Genomic DNA, 18,592 nt, shown 5'->3' with positions numbered 1-18,592 from the left:
GCTCAATTTGCCATTAAAAATTCAAACTCAAGTTAAAACCGACAATGTTATTTTTTGCCCTAAATCCTTCTGGAACATAAAGCGGTTTACCTACAAAAAAATCATAATAAAAGGCTTTCCAATGCCCACGAAATCCTACACTTGTCCCTATCATTGTACGTCCAAGCAGCTCCTTTGTTGAAGGACCTCTTACAATCCCTTTATCTAAGGTGACATAAAATTGTTGTTGCACATAGGGAATCGTCCAGGCTAGCTCATTTCTCCATAACCAACCTCGTTCTCCCGACAAACTTAATTCGCCATCTGTTCCTCTCACAGTATAACGTCCACCAAGACTAAATCTATCCTGTTGAATTAAAGGGGTTTTGCTCCATTGCGCATTCCAACTTGTTGTCAAATCAAAATGTTGTCCTAACCACTGAAAAGGTTGTTGATAACTAACTTCAGCAGTAATAATTCTCATTCTTGAACTTCCCTCATTAAAGCGTTCTTCAGAATAAGGACGAGCATGAAATGCACCTGTACCTCGTTTAAAACCCGCGTGAAAATTTAAGGTTGCTGAACCAAGATAAATACGATGGTTTACTCCAATTTCCCAACCACCTGTTCGTTTACGCTGAATACCAACCTCTCGCCCATCAATATAGTTTTTAGATTGCCTCGCCCAACCGCTAACAGAAAAAGTGAGCTTCTGTTGGTGATTACGAAACATAATCCGAGAAAGTGTGGCTTTACTATTTTCACTTTCGCCCGCATAAAGTAATCTTGAACCATAAGCTGCGGCCACTTGTTGATGATAATCATTAAGGCTATGACTTAAAGTTAAACGCCAGTAACGAAAAGGAATAGAATAATAAAAGCTCAAATTTTTACTCTGTCTCGGTCCGTTATCATCTTCGCCAAGCCAAGTAGGACGAGCCATTGAATGGGTAAAACTGCTATAAAATAAATCATTTGCCGTAAACATATTATCTAAAGATAATGTCAAAGAGCCTTGTAAACGCCCTGTTGACTTTGAGCCTGAGTCATCTAATCCCAAGGTCAAACGAAATGGAAAAGTTTGAACATATTGAATAGCTAAATCACTTTGTCCTATTTCCCCACTTTCCTCTCCTGCTGGAACAATATTAATAGTTGCATCAGCAGTAGGTAAATGCTTAAAATTTTCCAAAGACTGTTCAATATCTCTGATATTCAATAATGCCCCTTGTTGCGGAACTAACCCTGTTAAAGCCGTTAAGCGAGTAAATTTATTTACATCAGAACGGTCTTCAATTAACGCATAACGCATTCTACCTGGAATAATGGTAATCACTAACTTACCTGAAGTTAAAGATTGTTCACCAACGACAACTTTTGTTGTAACAAAACCTTTATCCAAAATAATATTTTGCATACTACGCAATAAAACATTAATGCCTTGTCCACCTAAACAATAGGGTAAAGACAAATTTAACTGCCTAACCGCCTGATTATATGCCCATAAAAACTCGCTTTTCTGGTTCGCCTCTTTCCCATAATCCCTTACATAAATGTCGCTAATTGAATAACAATTTGATTCATCAATGGGGAGCTGTAAAGATTCTGTTTTAGGTTTTTCAAAATGAATATCTGGGGTTTTCGCAAATTGTGCCTCTCGTTCATTCTCTTGTTGTTGCTGTCGTTGCTGCTGTTCAGCATCAATTTGCGTGGTTTGCTGTAATGTTGATTCTGAAATAGGATTAGATTGGCTAGTAAGAGGCATACATAGCGTGGAAATAATCAAAGATAATAAAGCTCTTTTTCGCATTTTATATATTATATAGTAACCATAAATAGCTTATAAAATAGTATAAATTTACATTTATCACAATATTTTTTACATAAAGCTCTATTATCATTATTTATAATTGCTTCTCTTTAATAGAGTACAAGACTGTACGGCGAGGTATACCAAGGCTGTATTATTTTAAAATGAAAGATTATATATGAAAAATCCACCGCTCTTTATCTGATAAAAATGTGACCTGATAAAAGTGCGGTGGATTTTTACGAAATTTTTGAGTTGGTCGATAAGCCGAGTTCTGTCGTGGGCAATCATTCCTCTAGGCGATAAATCACTTTATCGCTCAAGCAACCTACCCGAATCCTGTGCGGGCAACACATTGGATTCCTATTTGGTCTTGCTACGAGTGGAGTTTACCTTGCCATAAACTGTTACCAGCTATGCGGTGCGCTCTTACCGCACCCTTTCACCCTTACCTAAAAATAGGCGGTCTTCTCTCTGTTGCACTTGTCGTCGGCTCACGCCGCCCAGACGTTATCTGGCACTCTGCCCTATGTAGCTCGGACTTTCCTCTCGTCTATTTGTCCCACTCATTTCAGTAAACTGACGTTAAGGGCTTCAATAAACCAGCGATTGCCTAACCAACTCGGGCGGCATTATACTGTAAAAACAAGGCTATCGCTACTTACTCATGAGAAAAGATAGAGAAAACATAAAACTTATTATAAAATGACCGCACTTTTATTATTGATATTAGAGAGATCAATATGAATTATTTACCTATCGCACAATCTTGCTTACAAGTTGAACAACAAGCGATTTCTCAACTTAGCTTAAACCTTAATGAGAATTTTAATCGAGTCGTTGAATTGATCTTACAAGGCGAGGGGCGTTTGGTTATTGGGGGCATTGGTAAATCAGGCTTAATCGGTAAAAAAATGGTCGCCACCTTTGCTTCCACAGGCACACCGAGTTTTTTTCTCCACCCCACAGAAGCATTTCATGGCGATTTGGGTATGTTAAAGCCAGTTGATATTGTGATGTTAATTTCTTATAGTGGCGAAACCGATGATGTGAATAAATTAATTCCTAGCTTAAAAAATTTTGGTAATAAAATTATTGCCTTAACGGCCAATCCAAATTCAACCCTAGCGAAACACGCAGATTATTGGCTCAATATCCGTGTTGAGCGTGAAGTGTGTCCCAACAATCTTGCACCAACCACTTCCGCATTAGTTACCCTTGCATTAGGCGATGCTTTAGCGGTGTCCCTTATTACTGCTCGCCACTTCCAACCTGAAGATTTTGCCAAATTTCACCCTGGAGGTAGTCTTGGCAGACGTTTACTTTGTAAAGTTAAAGATCAAATGCAAACCCAGCTACCATTAGTTACGCCACAAGATAACTTTACCGATTGCTTAACCATTATCAATAAGGGCAGAATGGGAGTGGCTATTGTTATGGAAAATAACCAATTAAAAGGCATTATTACTGACGGCGACATTCGTCGTGCGTTAGCAAAACAAGGGGCAGAAACCTTTAATCAAACCGCACAACAATTAATGACCGCATCACCAAAAACCGTTTATCAAGATGAATTTGTTGCAAAAGCAGAAGATTTTATGCGTGAACATAAAATTCATTCCTTAATTGTGTTGGATAAAAGTGATAATGTAGTTGGCTTAATGGAGTTCTCAAACTAATGCAGAAAAAATTAGCAAATATTAAATTAGTGATTACCGATGTTGATGGCGTGCTTACCGATGGATTATTACATTATGACGCACAAGGAGAAGCCATTAAAAGTTTTCATGTAAGAGATGGATTAGGTATCCGTATGCTTATTGAAAATGGTATTCAGGTTGCCGTATTATCTGGACGTGATTCCGCTATTTTGCGTAAACGAATCCAAGATCTCGGTATTCAATTAGCCTTATTGGGTAAACTAGAAAAACAAACCGCCTGCTATGAATTGATACAACAAGCGGGCGTTACCCCCGAACAAACTGCTTATGTTGGTGATGATACAGTGGATCTTCCCGCCTTTGCGGTTTGTGAATTATCATTTGCTGTTGCTGATGCTCCCGAATATATCCAACAACAAGCAAATTATGTTCTCAAACAAAAGGGAGGGCAAGGCGCTTTCCGTGAAGTCGCTGATATGATTTTACAGGCACAAAATAAAGCGGATATTTATACAACCGCTCAAGGTTTTTTATCCACTATGGAAAAAATGGCACAGTGAAAATAAGGCAAGAAATATTTTCTTGCCTTATTTGATACTCGCTTCACCGCACTTCAAATAAAATTACTGAGCTTTTACCTCAATCACTCCCCCTGCTGTTCCGCCAACACATCTAATTGTTTTAACCAAGCGAGTTTTTCTTTTATTTTTGCTTCCATACCTCGTTCGGTGGGGAAATAAAATGCTGTGCCTTTTAGTGGTTCGGGGAAATAATTTTCTCCTGCGGCGTAGGCGTTGGGTTCGTTATGGGCGTAGCGGTATGCTTTACCATAATCTAAGGATTTCATTAGATTCGTAGGGGCATTGCGTAAATGCAAGGGAACGTCAAAATCAGGGCTTTCGCTCGCAAGTTGTTTAGCCGCTTTAAAGGCAGTGTAGATCGCATTACTTTTCGGGGCTACGGCTAAATAGACGATAGCTTGGGCAATGGCACGCTCTCCTTCATAGGCACCCACGCGAGTAAAACAATCCCAAGCGGCAATGGCTACTTGCATTGCTCTGGGATCGGCATTACCAATATCTTCCGATGCTATGGCTAATAAACGGCGAGCCACATAAAGGGGATCGCCGCCTGCGGTAATAATTCTGGCATACCAATAAAGAGCGGCATCAGGGGCGGAGCCTCTCACTGATTTATGTAAGGCAGAAATTAAATCATAAAATCGATCGCCCCCTTTATCAAAACGTGCTTGCCTTTCGCCTAGCACTTCACTCAATAAAGTGCGGTCTAATTTTTTGCCATTTTTTCCTTGCTCTGCCATATCGCTCATTAATTCTAGGCAATTTAAGGCTAAACGGGCATCGCCGTTCACATAATCTGCTAACAAGGTTAGCAAGCCTTCCTCAATGTCAAAATGCTCTTGTCCTAACCCCTGTTCAGGATTATGTAGGGCTTGTGTTAGCACTTGTTCAATCTCTTGCTTGGTTAGCGCTTTTAGCACATAAACTCTAGCACGAGATAGCAAGGCATTATTTAATTCAAAGGAGGGATTTTCGGTGGTGGCACCAATAAAAATAATGGTGCCATCTTCAATATGAGGTAAGAAAGCGTCTTGTTGGCTTTTATTAAAGCGATGTACTTCATCAACAAAAAGCAAGGTTCGCAAGCCTGCTAATTTGTTATGTTGTGCTTGTTCAATGGCTTCGCGAATTTCTTTCACGCCACTGGTTACCGCCGATAAACGTACCACTTGAGCTTTTATGCGTTGGGCAATAATTTCCGCTAAGGTGGTTTTTCCTGTGCCTGGAGGTCCCCATAAGATCATAGAATGGCTTACCCCTGCTTCAATGGCTTTGCGTAATGGTTTGCCCTCGGCTAATAAATGCTGTTGTCCCACATAGTTTTCCAAACTTGTCGGACGCATACGTGCCGCTAAGGGCAAAAAGTCATTATCACTAAAATCTAAACTGAGGTTAGCCATTTTTAGATACCATTATTTTTTACGTTGATCGTCAAATTCTGCCCCTTTAGGTGGGCTAAATTGAAAAAGTTTATCCGCTAAAGGTTGGTTACTAATGTTACGCAGGCTATATAAATTGCTTTGTCCGTCTTGTTCAATGGTGCTGAAATTGCGTAATACACCATTGCTGTCAATACGAATACTAAATTGTTTAATTTGGCTATTGTTTGCTTTTGGCTTTAATACAAAGGTATCCACTTGTTGTTCCACATTATAAGCCGCCCAATGATTGTTATCATTACTGGTAAGCAAAACAAAAGGGGTATTATTTACGACATCTGTTACCCAATTTGCGGTGACTTGTTCCACAAAGGGATCATAAAACCAGAGGGTTTTGCCGTCAGAAATCATTTCTGTTTGTTGTGGCGAGGTGCTTTCCATACGGAATAAATTTGGGCGTTTCAGTTGTAATTTACCACTGCCTTGTTGCACATTTTTGCCCTCAGGCGAGGATACCGTTTGTTGATAATCTGCACTGAGATTTTGCACTAAGTTTAGGCGTTTTTGCAGCTCGCCGCTAGCATCAGCCCAAGCCATACCGCTAATAAACAAGATAAAAAGTGCGGTCATTTTTACGGTTATTTTTTTCATTGCTTTTCCTTTTGCTCATTAATAAATGATTAATTAATAGTCGCTGTTGCGTGCTAACACTTCGCGTTTTCCATTTTGCATTGCGGAAACAATACCTTGTTCTTCAAGCTGATCCATAATACGAGCGGCACGATTAAAGCCCACACGAAAACGGCGTTGGATTGCTGATGTTGAGGTTGTGCCTGTACTGACCACAAATTCCACCACTTCATCAAATAAACCGTCAAGCTCATCGTCCATAAGCATAGGGCTATTGCCATCATCCTCCGCACTATTTTCTAAAATGGCATCAATATAATGAGGCTTCGCCCTTGCTCGCCAATCATCAGCCACACGGCGTACCTCTTCATCGCTCATAAAAGCACCATGAACACGCACTAAATCTGTGGTGCCATTACCAAGGTATAACATATCGCCACGCCCTAATAATGCCTCTGCCCCATTTTGATCCAAGATGGTACGAGAGTCGTTGCGTTGTACCACCGTAAAGGCAATACGACTAGGGATATTGGATTTAATCAAGCCTGTAATCACATCAACGGAAGGACGTTGTGTGGCTAGAATCACATGAATACCTACCGCACGTGCTTTTTGGGTTAATCGGGCTATTAATTCCTCAATTTGTTTGCCTGCCACCATCATTAAATCAGCAAATTCATCAACGATGACTACGATATAGCTCATTTTTTCTAATGCCGGTGGCATAGTATCCATGCTATCGCCTGGTTTCCACAATGGATCAGGGATCGGTAAATTCATTGCTGCCGCTTGATCGATCTTTTCGTTGTAGCCTTCAATATTACGTACATAAAGTTTTGATAATAATTGATAACGGCGTTCCATTTCCTCAACGCACCAACGTAAGGCATTTGCTGCCTTATTCATATCTGTTACCACTGGCGTGAGTAAGTGAGGAATATCGTTGTAAATGGATAACTCCACCACTTTAGGATCAATCATAATAAACTTAACGCTTTCAGGTTTTACCTTAAATAATAGGCTTAATATCATTGTATTAATCCCAACGGATTTTCCTGACCCCGTTGAACCTGCCACCAATAAATGGGGAGTTTTGGCTAGATCAATCACAATCGGCTTGCCGCTGATGTCCTTACCCAATGCCATTGGCAACAGGAAATTAGATTGCAAAAATTCCTTAGAGTTCAACACATCGCGTAGCCACACCACTTGTCGCCGTTGATTAGGTACTTCAATGCCAATATAAGGCTTGCCTGGAATCACTTCTGCTACACGAATAGAACTAAAACTCAAGGCACGAGCTAAATCACGATCAATGCTAGTTACCTTAGCGGCTTTAACCCCAGGTTGTAAGGCTAATTCATAACGGGTTACCACAGGTCCAACTAAAATATCTTCCACCGTCGCTTTGACACCAAAATCCTGTAATTTTTGGCTAATATGTTGTGCGGTTTGTAAGGTTTCCTCACGCGTCACTTGGTTGGCTTGCACCGTATGACGCTCCAATAAATCCAAGCTCGGCATAGGTGTTGTCGGTTTTGCCGTATTGGTTTGGGTAGGCTGTAATAAAGGATGAATTAAACTGCCCTCATAAGGTTTATAAGCTGGCGGCTCAATTTTATCTGTGGCTTCGTCAAGATGAGATAAGGTGACCACTGGCTCGCCATTTGCTTGTTCTACCTCAACATTGTGCTTATCAGTTGCCAATGAGGCATTGTTTTGTTCAACCGCAAGGGGTTGACTTTCTTTATCCCCTTGAACAGGATTAACTAAACTCACTTTCGGCATTTCTGGCAAATCTGAAGAGGAATGAACCACCTGAAAAGCGGTATTTAATGGCAATGGCGGTTCTTGATAATTTTCCGCAATGCTCACTTTAGGCAATTCGCTGTCTTGCTCTGTATTAAAATGAAAATCAATATTTTCTCGTGAAATCTCCTCTCCCCCTTGGGCAAAAAATGGCGTTGCCACTTGAGAAGTTGAGTGATGTTCTTCCTGTTCACTATGCTGTTCTGTAATATGCTCTGGTGCGTTATTGTCTAAACCTGTTATTGTCGGTTTCACAAAGTTCGCCACATTTACCATTTGATTTTCCGTTGGCTTAATACTAGGTTCTGCCGTAATCGGTGGGTTTTTCTCTGAGCTTTGTTGTGTTGGTGTTTGCTCCTCATTATTTTTACCTGCTAGCCAACGATAAAACTTAACCAATACACCTACAAATAAAGTACCAGAACAACAAATAAAGCCAATAATGGTGGCGCAAACTGCTAGCAATACCACGCCAAAATCGCCAATATAAGGGGCAAGCACAAGATTTAGCCAACTGGCTAATACCCCTCCCGATAAGTAATAATTTGAATTTGGCAAGGCAAACTTCGCCAATAGGCTTAGCCCTAATAAGAAGAAAGTAAAGCTAATCAATGTAATAAAAATCGTTAATTTGGATAAAGTTTTGGCTTTTTTACTGCATAAAATATAAACAGGCACAAAAAAACACAAAAAGGGCAATATATTGCCCATATAACCAAATAAGGTAAAAAATAAATCAATTAGCCAAGCCCCTAATGCCCCCGCTTTATTAATACTTTCTGGTTGATAACTGGACACTGACCAAGCATTATCAATAGGGCTATAACTTGACCAAGCCACAATAAGATATAAACCAAATAAAGCAAAAAAGAAAAACACTAACTCTGCCAAATATTGCTTTGGCGTAAAACCTATTTTCATTCGTTCAATCATCTTGCGTTATTTTAATTGTAAAAAATTTGTCTGTTTCACTTCTTCCATCACAACATAAGTACGTGTGTCGTTAACACCGGGTAAACGTAGCAAGGTTGTGCCTAATAATTTACGATAAGCCGCCATATCCGCCACTCTGGTTTTAAGCAAATAGTCAAAATCCCCCGATACCAAATGACATTCTTGGATTTCATCAAGCTGTTGTACCGCGACATTAAAGGCTTCAAAAACATCAGGTTTACCACGCACTAAGGTAATTTCCACAATCACTAATAAAGGCGAGTCTAATAATTCAGGGTTCAATAAGGCACGATAGCCCATAATAACCCCTTGCTTTTCCAAGCGTTTTACTCTCTCTAAACAAGGTGTCGGCGATAAGCCCACTTTTTTTGATAAATCAATATTTGAAATTTTGCCATTGCGTTGCAATTCATTCAAAATTTTTATATCAATATGATCCAATGCTTTAACCAGTTTTTTATCCATAATTCTACCTTATCATCACGCATTTCATTTGAACCTGCCTATTCTACACGATTTTTTTATGAATTTTGCCTTGATCTTTCATTCTCGGCGGATTAATCAAATTGCTCCAAGATTGCCAAAGCGTCCGCCAATTTTTTTACAGTAAAAACTTGCATATTTTTGACCGCACTTTTGGGTTTATTGGCAAAAGGCACGATAGCACGTTTAAAACCATGTTTCGCCGCTTCATAGATCCGCTCTTGCCCACTGGGTACAGGACGAATCTCACCCGCTAAGCCCACTTCGCCAAATACCACCAAATCTTGTGGCAGTGGATTATTGCGGAAGCTAGAAATCAAGGCAAGCAACAAAGCAAGATCCGCACTGGTTTCACTGACCTTAACACCACCTACCACATTAACAAACACATCTTGATCGGACATTTGTAAACCGCCATGACGATGTAACACCGCTAATAATAAGGCTAAACGATTTTGTTCTAACCCCACCGCAACACGGCGAGGATTGGCTAACATGGAATGATCCACCAAGGCTTGAATTTCCACCAAAAGAGGGCGAGTTCCCTCCCATAACACCATCACCGAGCTACCTGAGGTTTGTTCATCGCCTCGGCTTAGAAAAATGGCAGAAGGATTTTTTACTTCACGCAAGCCCTGCTCGGTCATCGCAAACACGCCAAGTTCATTCACCGCCCCAAAACGATTTTTATGGCTACGCAAGGTACGATAACGTGAGTCGGTTTCCCCCTCCAATAATAAGGAACAGTCGATCACGTGTTCCAATACCTTCGGCCCCGCCAAAGTGCCGTCTTTGGTGACATGTCCCACCATCACAATCGCCACCTGACGAGTTTTGGCATAACGAGTTAAAAATGACGCACATTCTCTCACTTGTGCCACACTGCCGGGCGAAGATTGAATATCGGCAAGGTGCATTACCTGAATAGAGTCAATTACAATGAGTTGAGGTTTAAGTTGATCCGCCAAATGACAAATTTGTTCCACCGAAGTTTCCGATAACATTTGTAACTGATCCGTAGGCAAACCTAAACGGTTGGCACGCATTGCCACTTGTTGCAAAGATTCTTCCCCTGTCACATAAAGAGCGGTCATTTTTTGCGATAATTGGCACATCACTTGCAACAGTAATGTGGATTTTCCTGCCCCTGGGTGTCCACCAATTAAAATGGCAGAACCTGGCACAATACCGCCCCCTAACACCCGATCTAACTCATTAAAACCGCTGCCAAACCTTGGGGTTTCTTGCAAACTAATTTCCGCTAAGGTTTGGATTTTCGCTTGAGTTTCCCCCGCATAACCACTAAAACGATCGCCCTTTGCCGACTTTGCTGGGGCTAAACGCACTTCCGTAATGGTATTCCAAGATTTACAAGCGGAACATTGTCCTTGCCAACGAGGGTAATCCGCCCCACATTCATTACACACATAAGCGGTTTTCGCTGCTTTCGCCATTCTTTACTCCTGAGTCAGCCATAATAAATTGATTAATCTTGGTACATAACTGCCTAAATGCAACAATTCAATTAATACTTGCATAGCTTGTTGATTATTTTGGTTTTCACTATGCTGGCGAATAATCTGTTTTATCTGTTGATACACATAATCATTCGCCTCAATCATCTCTTCTACAATATCTTCATCAACTGGCACAGTAGATTGTCTTTGCTCAAGGCATTGCCCCAATAATTTGGCATTATCTTGATAATAATGGTAAAGATTAAAAAACGCCCCAACACGTTCCACCGTATGAATAAAGGTATCAGCAAAATAATCAGCCCCTAATGCCACCGTTTCTTCGATCAACTGCTGCTCATATTGTAAAAGGGCGGTCAAAATTTGATGAGAATTTTTTTGTTGCGTCGCCTTTAAGAAATCGCACCATTTCGCCACCCAATCCTGTGGTACGATATTGCTGACCTTAGCTAACTGATAACCTCGCTCCGCTTTACTGCAAGAACTTAAACGAATACCATCGGTTAAGGTTAAATTTTTGATAAAACGAAATAAATCCGCAATATTACCTTGGGTTAATTCAAATTCTACCTCACAAATAGGGGCTTTAAGACTTTCATTTACAATAATTTCCCCTTGATCTAACGCCACCTCAATTTCACTATAATTAGCCAGCTCCACTTGCCAACTCTGGCGACAAAAATCCGTCCGAAAAATGGGAATTAATTGTTGCTCTAATTGATATAAATCTTTATCTGCCAATTCTTTAATAGGATTATCGGCAAACTGTTCAGCAAATTGCTGCAATATTGGCGATGAGGAAAGCAACGGTATATTGTATTCTGGGCGGATATGTAGCCCTGCTTGCACTTGCCCTTTGGTTTTTAGGGTCAATACAAAGTGTTCATTCTCGCCTCGTACACGCAAACCCATTTGCTGCTTGGCAAAAAAATGTTCAGCGGTATCATAATAACAATTTGTCAAAAAACGTTTTTTTTGCCCTAAAAGATGAAAATCACTCATTTGTTGGCTCAAAAAATCAGCAAAAGCCTGGTTTACTGTCAATTTTAATTCAATTTCTTTATTCATAATAAAACCTTATTAAATCAAACCGTTAGCAACAATTTTTCGTCAAAAACTCGTATTATCCTCCAATAAAAAACAAAGTTTTTCACTGAAAAATCGTGAATTTCAATGCCATATCTTGTAATATTCGCATAAATTTTACTGGTTAGCATAAATTTTTATATTTATTTTAACAGTAATAACCCTAGAAAATGATTAATTTATCGGAGTAACCTGATATGGCGATGAATAATATTTTGGGATTGTTTGCTCATTCCCCCTTAAAACCTTTACAAAAACATTCAGCAAAGGTCACTGATAGCTGTGCATTATTAGTGTCTTTTTTTGAGAAAACCTTTGCTGATCAATGGGAAGAAGCAGAAGAATTACGTGTAAAAATTTCTGAATTAGAACGCCGAGCTGACACCTTAAAACGTGAAATTCGTCTAAAATTGCCAAGAGGTTTATTCCTGCCGATTGATCGTACGGATTTACTTGAGTTGGTGACTCAACAAGATAAATTAGCTAATTATGCAAAAGATATTGCTGGGCGTGTAATTGGGCGTCAATTAGCCATTCCAACCCTTATTCAAACGGATTTTCTCCACTTTTTACAACGTAGCATTGATGCCGCACAACAAGCCCATAAAGTGATCGATGAAATGGATCAACTGCTTGAAACAGGCTTTCGTGGTCGTGAATTGACGTTAGTTAATAATATGATCAATGAATTAGATGCCATTGAAGACGATACTGATCGTATGCAAATTAAATTAAGACGTGAATTAATGAAAATTGAAACGGAATACAATCCCATTGATATGATGTTTTTATACAAAATTATTGAATGGGTCGGTGTACTTGCTGATCAGGCTCAGCGTGTTGGCTCACGCATTGAACTGATGATTGCACGTTCGTAATAATGTTATATTAAATAGGAAAAGACAATGGAAATTATCAACCAGTATGGCTCCTTATTTATTATTATCACCGCCGTTTTTGGGCTATTAATGGCTTTTGGTATTGGGGCTAATGATGTCTCCAATGCAATGGGTACCTCTGTGGGGTCTGGTACAATTACCGCTAAACAAGCGATTTTTATTGCAATGATTTTTGAATTTGCTGGGGCCTATCTCGCTGGGGGGGAAGTCACAGAAACCATTAAAAGCGGAATCATTGATCCCATGCAATTTGCTGATGCCCCTGATACCTTAGTATTAGGTATGATGTCTGCTCTACTTGCCGCAGGTGTTTGGTTATTTATCGCTTCTAAAATGGGCTGGCCAGTTTCCACCACCCATTCTATTATCGGGGCCATTATTGGCTTTGCCTTAATTACTGTGGGGTCACAAGCAGTAGAATGGGGTGAAATTCGCAATATCGTAGGGAGTTGGTTTATTACGCCAGTCGTAGCGGGTATTGTGTCTTATAGTATTTTTATCAGTACCCAAAAATTGATTTTTGATACCGAAGAACCCCTTAAAAATGCCAAACGTTTTGGACCTTATTATATGGGCTTAACCGCCTTTATTCTCTGTATCGTTACCCTAACCAAAGGGCTAAAACACGTTGGTTTACACCTTACCTTAACCGAAACCTTTTTTATTTCGCTTGCCATTGCGATTATTGCCATTATTGCTTGCCACTTTTACTTACGTAGCGAATCCTTCAAAAATCGTATCCAAGGGGGTACATTCGGTGGGGTTGAAAAAGTCTTTAGTATTTTAATGTTGATGACCGCTTGTTCTATGGCATTTGCCCATGGTTCTAATGATGTTGCTAATGCGATTGGGCCATTGTCCGCAGTGGTATCCATTATTGAACATAACGGCGAAATCGTCGCCAAATCTCAATTAGTATGGTGGATTTTACCACTCGGCGCATTTGGGATTGTATTAGGTATGGCCGTTATGGGCTATCGTGTAATGGGAACCATTGGTACAGGAATTACGGATTTAACCCCAAGCCGTGGTTTCTCTGCTGAATTCGCTTGTGCGATTACGGTGGTCATTGCCTCTGGCACAGGCTTACCTATTTCCACCACGCAAACCTTAGTGGGAGCAGTATTAGGGGTAGGCTTTGCTCGTGGTATCGCCGCACTGAATTTAAATGTGATCCGTAATATTGTTGCTTCTTGGGTGGTTACCCTACCTGCAGGTGCCATTGGTGCAATAATTATTTACTCTACTTTAAACGCGATTTTCCGTTAATTCCGCAAGAGAGTGCTATGATTAATATGATTAATATAGTCGTTTCAATTTAAAATGAGACAAGGCGGTACGCCGAAGACAGTACAAGTAGTACGGCGAGGCGTACCAACGCTGTATCATTTTAAAGTGGAACGACTATAGCACTCTCTCAAACATATTTAAGGATATTATGAAAACTATCACAAAAATCTTTCTTCCTATTATCTTATGTCTTGCTTTTGCTCAACAAGTGATTGCTGAAACACGTTATGTCAGCGAAAACCTAAATACTTTTTTACGCCGTGGGGCGGGTGATCAATACCGTATTGCAGGCGCAATCCAAGCTGGTGAAAAAGTGACCGTATTAAACCAAAAAGATAAATATAGTTTGATTCGTGATAGCCGTAATCGCGAGGCTTGGATTCTCACGAGTGAACTTAGCGATAGCCCAAGTAGTCGTGAAGAAAATCCACAATTAAAACGCCAAATTCAAGAATTAACCTTAAAACTCAATAAATTAGATGAAGATTGGCAACAGCGTACCGCTGAAATGCAACGCCGTACCAAACAAGCCGAGCAACAAAGTAGCGAATTATTAGAACGCAATTCACAGCTTAACCGTGAGCTTGAAATCACTCGTAATAAAAACCGTGATTTAGAAGCAATGCTTGATGCAGGCAAACGAGAAATTGCGATCCAATGGTTTATTTATGGCGGCTCAGTATTGGGTGTTGGCTTGATTTTAGGGCTAATTATTCCATTTATTTTGCCAAAACGCCGTCGCCGTCGTGATGGTTGGGTATAATTCCAATGATGCAAATTTATTTAGTCGGTGGTGCAGTCAGAGATCAACTGCTTTCCCTACCGATTAAAGATAAAGATTGGGTGGTTGTAGGGGCAACCCCCGAACAATTATTAGAACAGGGATTTCAGCCTGTGGGCAAAGATTTCCCTGTTTTTCTTCATCCTCAAACTAAGCAAGAATATGCCCTTGCTCGCACCGAACGCAAAGCAGGACAAGGCTATACTGGCTTTATCTGCGACAGCAACCCCAATGTAAGCCTAGAACAAGATCTTTTACGGCGTGATCTCACCATTAATGCCATTGCCCAAGATTCACAAGGTCATTTCTACGATCCCTATGGCGGTATTCAAGATTTACAACAAAGGCTATTACGCCACGTTTCTCCAGCCTTTAGTGAAGATCCACTGAGAGTATTAAGAGTGGCACGCTTTGCCGCACGCTTTCATTATTTAGGCTTTAAAGTCGCAGAAGAAACCCTAACCTTAATGCAACAAATTAGCCAAACAGGAGAATTAAGCACACTTTCAGCAGAACGTGTATGGCGAGAAACAGAAAAAGCCCTAAACGAAAACAATCCTGATATTTATTTCCAATTGTTACAACAAGTAGGGGCATTAGCCGTCCTTTTTCCAGAATTAGACAAATTAAATGGCGTGCCTAACCCTGCTAAACACCACCCCGAAATTGATAGCTTTATTCATAGCCTTATGGTGTTACAACAAGCCACACAACTTAGTCAAAATCATCCCCATAAAAGTGCGGTTCGTTTTGCGGCAATTTGTCATGATTTAGGCAAAGGACTAACGCCAAAATCCCTGTATCCTCATCATTATGGACACGAGCAAAAAGGGCTTATCCCCCTTGCTCATCTCTGCCAACGGTTAAAAGTCCCTAATGAATTTACCCAACTCGCCCAAATTTGTTGCCAATACCATAGCCATATTCATCGTGCCTATGAACTTCGCCCAGAAACCATTATCAAATTATTTAATCATATTGATGTATGGCGTAAACCAGAACGACTACAAGATCTACTCTTAGTTTGCCAAGCGGATAGTCAAGGACGGTTAGGCTTTGAACAACGCCCCTATCCACAAAAAGAGTATATAGCAGAGGCTTACCAACTTGCTCGCCAAGTGGATATCCAACAAATTATTGCTGAGGGTTATCAAAAACAAGGCATTAAAAATGAACTGAATAAAAGACGTATTCAAGTGGTGAGGGATTATAAAAATAGGGTTAAAAATACTCTACACCAATCCTCAATTTAGCATTATAATGACGAGATTACTGACTTAAATAAGCACAGGCTATGAAATTAAAATCCCTTTTATTCTTATTCTGTTATGGCTTACCTAGCTTACTTTTTGCCCAATGGAAAATGGTAGGAAAAGCCGATTATACTTGGGGGCCTTTTCACGTCTATACCATTGCACTTTATACTGAAACTGGGGAATACAAAGCAGGCATTCGCCCTTTAATGTTGACCATCAAATTTAATAAACCCGTAGAGGGAAAAAGTTTTGCGATAACCCTAATGAAAGAAATGAATTCTCTCAACATTGAAGGCTTTAATAAACATAAAGTGTTAGAGGATTTACAAGCCATTTTCCCTGACTTACAACCCAATGATCAACTGAGTTATATTGCAATGGAAGATCAAGGGTATTTTGTGCTAAATGATACAGTGCTTAACCATAATTTTGATGCGGCGTTTAGTGATGCGGTTATTGCTATTTGGCTGGCAGAGAATAGCAATTTTTCACGTTTACAAAACGCTTTATTAGGTAATAAAGATAAAACCCAAACGGAAAAATTACCACATAATACCCCTGAGATCGCCCCAACAAACCAAGAGAATCTTGATCCTAAACTTGATTTAGAAGCCACAACGCCACTTAGTTAAATATATCAAGTTACTGAGGATTATTTTCCTTTTGCTCCGCAGGTAGGGTTTTAATCCAAAAAAAGAAAAACCAATATTGAATAACTAATAAAAGAATAATGCTGATTCGTCCATAAATATTAGACATAAAATAAAAAGAAAGCCCCATCATAGACGTAGAAAGGCACAAAATCGCAATCTTGGATTTCAGCGTTAATGCCCGTTGCTCATGAAACGTTTTTAAATGTTTATGATAAATTTGGGTTTGCATAAACCAATTTGATAAACGTTCTGAACTTTTGGTAAAAAAGAATAAAGTACATAATAAAAAAGGTGTGGTTGGCAATAACGGAAGAAAAATACCAATAATACCCAATGCTAAACAAAGAAAACCTAATAAAATATAAATAATTCGCATAAATAATACTTAATGAATGAAAACAAAAATGGTTTTCAAGTATATCGGATTTTGTTAATTTTTACATGATGAATATTATTGAATTTAACTATCAACATCATCACAATAATATATGATTGAACAACAATTTATCGAGCAAATACAGCTATATTACCGCCCACCACAAGCCTTTTTAATTGCGTTTAGTGGTGGCTTAGACTCCACAGCCTTACTCAGTTTATGCAAAAAATTGCGTGAAAAACAACCGCACTTTTCCTTGCGAGCTATCCATATTCATCATAATTTAAGCCCCCATGCGGATCAATGGCTAAGCCATTGTCAACAGCTTTGCCAACAATGGCAAATTCCTTTTATCAGTGAAAAAGTACAGGTTCAATCAGGACAAGGCATTGAAGCTGGGGCAAGAGAAGCTCGTTATCAAGCCATCAAGCAACATCGTTTTAGCAACGAAATCTTAGTGACCGCCCATCATCAACAAGATCAAAGCGAAAGTTTTTTGTTGGCATTAAAACGTGGTAGCGGTATTCAAGGTCTAGGCGCAATGCAAACACAAAGCCAATTATTTGATATGCCTATTTTTCGCCCTTTATTAACATTTTCACGTTGGCAATTACAGGATTATGTGCAACAACAAGGTATTTGTTGGATCAATGATGAAAGCAATTTAGATAATCAATATGATCGTAATTTTTTACGCAATGAGGTACTTCCTATCTTACGTCAACGTTGGCAACATTTTGATCAGGCAGTACAACGCTCTGCACAACATTGTTATCAACAACAACAATTAATCAATGAATTACTCGCCGAGGAATTTGCCCAAATTTATCAACAAACAGAAAAAACCCTTGATATTGCCAATTTTTCACAGTATTCCCCCTTAAAACAAGCCGCCTTGTTGCGTTTATGGTTACAACATCATCATCTTTCTATGCCCTCAAGCCAACAACTAGAACATATCCTTGCCGAAGTGGTATTTGCTAAAAGGGATAGAACCCCAGAATTTCGTTTAGGGCAAGTCATACTACGCCGTTACCAACAACGGCTATTTATTACCCCACCTTATCAAGATTTAAGCCAAGTAAAACTAGAACTCCGCATTGATAGCCCTATTCACTTGCCCGATCAATTAGGTACATTAACCTTACAAAAAAAAGGTAAAAAACTCACCGCACTTTGGCAAACAGAAACCCAAAACTACCACAGTGAATTTTATGCACAAGACGATCAATTTGAAGTCAGATTTGGCTATTCAGGCAAGCTCAAACTTGAAGAAAAACGCCCAAACCAAGATATCAAAAAAGTGTGGCAACAACTCAACGTCCCCGTCTGGCAACGCCAACGCATTCCTCTCATTTTCCAACAACAAAAATTAAAAAGTGCGGTGGGTTTTTTTGTTGTTTTGGGATAGGGAGGTGATTGTTTTATAGAGGGTATAAATGGATAAAAAGGCGAATATTGATTCGCCTTATAAAGCATTAAAATGGAAT

General features: G+C 39.7%; 16 protein-coding genes and 1 other RNA gene. 8 read left to right on the top strand and 9 right to left on the bottom strand.

Annotation, left to right across the window (positions count from 1 at the left end; translation table 11 throughout):
- Nucleotides 1-13: 13 nt before the first annotated feature.
- A complete protein-coding gene (locus EV694_RS00545; RefSeq protein ID WP_132687762.1) occupies nt 14-1,789 on the bottom strand; it encodes a ShlB/FhaC/HecB family hemolysin secretion/activation protein in 1,776 nt (591 codons plus the stop codon).
- Between the two features lie 247 nt (nt 1,790-2,036).
- Nucleotides 2,037-2,414: RNase P RNA component class A (rnpB, locus tag EV694_RS00540), an RNA gene on the bottom strand.
- A gap of 118 nt (nt 2,415-2,532) precedes the next feature.
- On the opposite strand from rnpB, the gene EV694_RS00535 reads away from it, so the two are divergent.
- Both EV694_RS00535 and EV694_RS00530 read left to right on the top strand, forming a co-directional pair.
- The gene (locus EV694_RS00535; RefSeq protein ID WP_132687759.1) at nt 2,533-3,468 is read left to right on the top strand and encodes a KpsF/GutQ family sugar isomerase; all 936 of its coding nucleotides are present in this window, start codon (nt 2,533-2,535) and stop codon (nt 3,466-3,468) included.
- Nucleotides 3,468-4,010, top strand: coding sequence for a KdsC family phosphatase (locus tag EV694_RS00530; protein WP_132687756.1), 543 nt, complete (start codon nt 3,468-3,470; stop codon nt 4,008-4,010). The genes EV694_RS00535 and EV694_RS00530 overlap by 1 nt, the downstream gene beginning before the upstream one ends.
- 83 nt (nt 4,011-4,093) lie before the next feature.
- Here EV694_RS00530 and EV694_RS00525 read toward each other — a convergent pair whose 3' ends face one another.
- From EV694_RS00525 to EV694_RS00500, 6 genes are all read right to left on the bottom strand, one after another.
- The gene (locus EV694_RS00525) at nt 4,094-5,431 is read right to left on the bottom strand and encodes a replication-associated recombination protein A (protein ID WP_132687753.1); all 1,338 of its coding nucleotides are present in this window, start codon (nt 5,429-5,431) and stop codon (nt 4,094-4,096) included.
- A gap of 12 nt (nt 5,432-5,443) precedes the next feature.
- Nucleotides 5,444-6,061, bottom strand: coding sequence for an outer membrane lipoprotein periplasmic chaperone LolA (gene lolA, locus EV694_RS00520; protein WP_132687750.1), 618 nt, complete (start codon nt 6,059-6,061; stop codon nt 5,444-5,446).
- Between the two features lie 33 nt (nt 6,062-6,094).
- Nucleotides 6,095-8,770 carry a DNA translocase FtsK gene (locus tag EV694_RS00515; RefSeq protein ID WP_481584869.1) on the bottom strand — a complete coding sequence of 892 codons (2,676 nt, stop codon included), beginning with the start codon at nt 8,768-8,770 and terminating at the stop codon, nt 6,095-6,097.
- Between the two features lie 18 nt (nt 8,771-8,788).
- Nucleotides 8,789-9,268, bottom strand: coding sequence for a leucine-responsive transcriptional regulator Lrp (gene lrp / locus EV694_RS00510; protein WP_132687745.1), 480 nt, complete (start codon nt 9,266-9,268; stop codon nt 8,789-8,791).
- A 92-nt stretch (nt 9,269-9,360) separates the two neighbouring features.
- Nucleotides 9,361-10,740 (bottom strand): DNA repair protein RadA, encoded by a 1,380-nt coding sequence (radA, locus tag EV694_RS00505; RefSeq protein ID WP_132687742.1) that lies wholly within the window; start codon nt 10,738-10,740, stop codon nt 9,361-9,363.
- Between the two features lie 3 nt (nt 10,741-10,743).
- Nucleotides 10,744-11,829 carry a CYTH domain-containing protein gene (locus tag EV694_RS00500; protein WP_132687739.1) on the bottom strand — a complete coding sequence of 362 codons (1,086 nt, stop codon included), beginning with the start codon at nt 11,827-11,829 and terminating at the stop codon, nt 10,744-10,746.
- A 215-nt stretch (nt 11,830-12,044) separates the two neighbouring features.
- Between EV694_RS00500 and EV694_RS00495 the strand changes: the two genes are divergently transcribed.
- From EV694_RS00495 to EV694_RS00475, 5 genes are all read left to right on the top strand, one after another.
- Entirely contained in the window at nt 12,045-12,725 is a 681-nt protein-coding gene (locus EV694_RS00495) for a TIGR00153 family protein (RefSeq protein WP_132687737.1), read from the top strand.
- A 27-nt stretch (nt 12,726-12,752) separates the two neighbouring features.
- Nucleotides 12,753-14,015, top strand: coding sequence for an inorganic phosphate transporter (locus EV694_RS00490; RefSeq protein WP_132687735.1), 1,263 nt, complete (start codon nt 12,753-12,755; stop codon nt 14,013-14,015).
- 169 nt (nt 14,016-14,184) lie between these two features.
- Nucleotides 14,185-14,799: a TIGR04211 family SH3 domain-containing protein gene (locus EV694_RS00485; protein ID WP_132687733.1), complete on the top strand. Its 615-nt coding sequence runs from the start codon at nt 14,185-14,187 to the stop codon at nt 14,797-14,799.
- An 8-nt stretch (nt 14,800-14,807) separates the two neighbouring features.
- On the top strand, nt 14,808-16,070 hold the full coding sequence (locus tag EV694_RS00480; protein ID WP_132689154.1) for a multifunctional CCA addition/repair protein: 1,263 nt from the start codon (nt 14,808-14,810) through the stop codon (nt 16,068-16,070).
- Between the two features lie 41 nt (nt 16,071-16,111).
- Nucleotides 16,112-16,705, top strand: a complete 594-nt coding sequence (locus EV694_RS00475; protein WP_132687731.1) for a chalcone isomerase family protein — start codon at nt 16,112-16,114, stop codon at nt 16,703-16,705.
- Nucleotides 16,706-16,715: 10 nt separating this feature from the next.
- Here EV694_RS00475 and EV694_RS00470 read toward each other — a convergent pair whose 3' ends face one another.
- A complete protein-coding gene (locus EV694_RS00470; RefSeq protein ID WP_132687729.1) occupies nt 16,716-17,102 on the bottom strand; it encodes a YbaN family protein in 387 nt (128 codons plus the stop codon).
- A gap of 112 nt (nt 17,103-17,214) precedes the next feature.
- Here EV694_RS00470 and tilS point away from each other — a divergent pair, with 112 nt between their 5' ends.
- Complete coding sequence (gene tilS / locus EV694_RS00465) at nt 17,215-18,513, top strand: tRNA lysidine(34) synthetase TilS (protein WP_132687723.1); 1,299 nt, start codon at nt 17,215-17,217, stop codon at nt 18,511-18,513.
- Nucleotides 18,514-18,592: the final 79 nt, after the last annotated feature.

Origin of the sequence: Volucribacter psittacicida, assembly GCF_004339025.1 — a bacterium.
In the GTDB taxonomy this organism is placed as follows: Bacteria; Pseudomonadota; Gammaproteobacteria; order Enterobacterales; family Pasteurellaceae; genus Volucribacter; species Volucribacter psittacicida.
The sequence above is the reverse complement of the archived record's forward strand: the minus strand, read 5'-3'. Positions and strand labels throughout refer to the sequence as shown.

What these genes read in the sequence shown, in the direction of transcription:
- EV694_RS00545 (WP_132687762.1), bottom strand. Translation starts at nt 1,789, where the DNA reads ATGCGAAAAAGAGCTTTATTATCTTTGATTATTTCCACGCTATGTATG.
- EV694_RS00535 (WP_132687759.1), top strand. Translation starts at nt 2,533, where the DNA reads ATGAATTATTTACCTATCGCACAATCTTGCTTACAAGTTGAACAACAA.
- EV694_RS00530 (WP_132687756.1), top strand. Translation starts at nt 3,468, where the DNA reads ATGCAGAAAAAATTAGCAAATATTAAATTAGTGATTACCGATGTTGAT.
- EV694_RS00525 (WP_132687753.1), bottom strand. Translation starts at nt 5,431, where the DNA reads ATGGCTAACCTCAGTTTAGATTTTAGTGATAATGACTTTTTGCCCTTA.
- lolA (WP_132687750.1), bottom strand. Translation starts at nt 6,061, where the DNA reads ATGAAAAAAATAACCGTAAAAATGACCGCACTTTTTATCTTGTTTATT.
- EV694_RS00515 (WP_481584869.1), bottom strand. Translation starts at nt 8,770, where the DNA reads ATGAAAATAGGTTTTACGCCAAAGCAATATTTGGCAGAGTTAGTGTTT.
- lrp (WP_132687745.1), bottom strand. Translation starts at nt 9,268, where the DNA reads ATGGATAAAAAACTGGTTAAAGCATTGGATCATATTGATATAAAAATT.
- radA (WP_132687742.1), bottom strand. Translation starts at nt 10,740, where the DNA reads ATGGCGAAAGCAGCGAAAACCGCTTATGTGTGTAATGAATGTGGGGCG.
- EV694_RS00500 (WP_132687739.1), bottom strand. Translation starts at nt 11,829, where the DNA reads ATGAATAAAGAAATTGAATTAAAATTGACAGTAAACCAGGCTTTTGCT.
- EV694_RS00495 (WP_132687737.1), top strand. Translation starts at nt 12,045, where the DNA reads ATGGCGATGAATAATATTTTGGGATTGTTTGCTCATTCCCCCTTAAAA.
- EV694_RS00490 (WP_132687735.1), top strand. Translation starts at nt 12,753, where the DNA reads ATGGAAATTATCAACCAGTATGGCTCCTTATTTATTATTATCACCGCC.
- EV694_RS00485 (WP_132687733.1), top strand. Translation starts at nt 14,185, where the DNA reads ATGAAAACTATCACAAAAATCTTTCTTCCTATTATCTTATGTCTTGCT.
- EV694_RS00480 (WP_132689154.1), top strand. Translation starts at nt 14,808, where the DNA reads ATGCAAATTTATTTAGTCGGTGGTGCAGTCAGAGATCAACTGCTTTCC.
- EV694_RS00475 (WP_132687731.1), top strand. Translation starts at nt 16,112, where the DNA reads ATGAAATTAAAATCCCTTTTATTCTTATTCTGTTATGGCTTACCTAGC.
- EV694_RS00470 (WP_132687729.1), bottom strand. Translation starts at nt 17,102, where the DNA reads ATGCGAATTATTTATATTTTATTAGGTTTTCTTTGTTTAGCATTGGGT.
- tilS (WP_132687723.1), top strand. Translation starts at nt 17,215, where the DNA reads ATGATTGAACAACAATTTATCGAGCAAATACAGCTATATTACCGCCCA.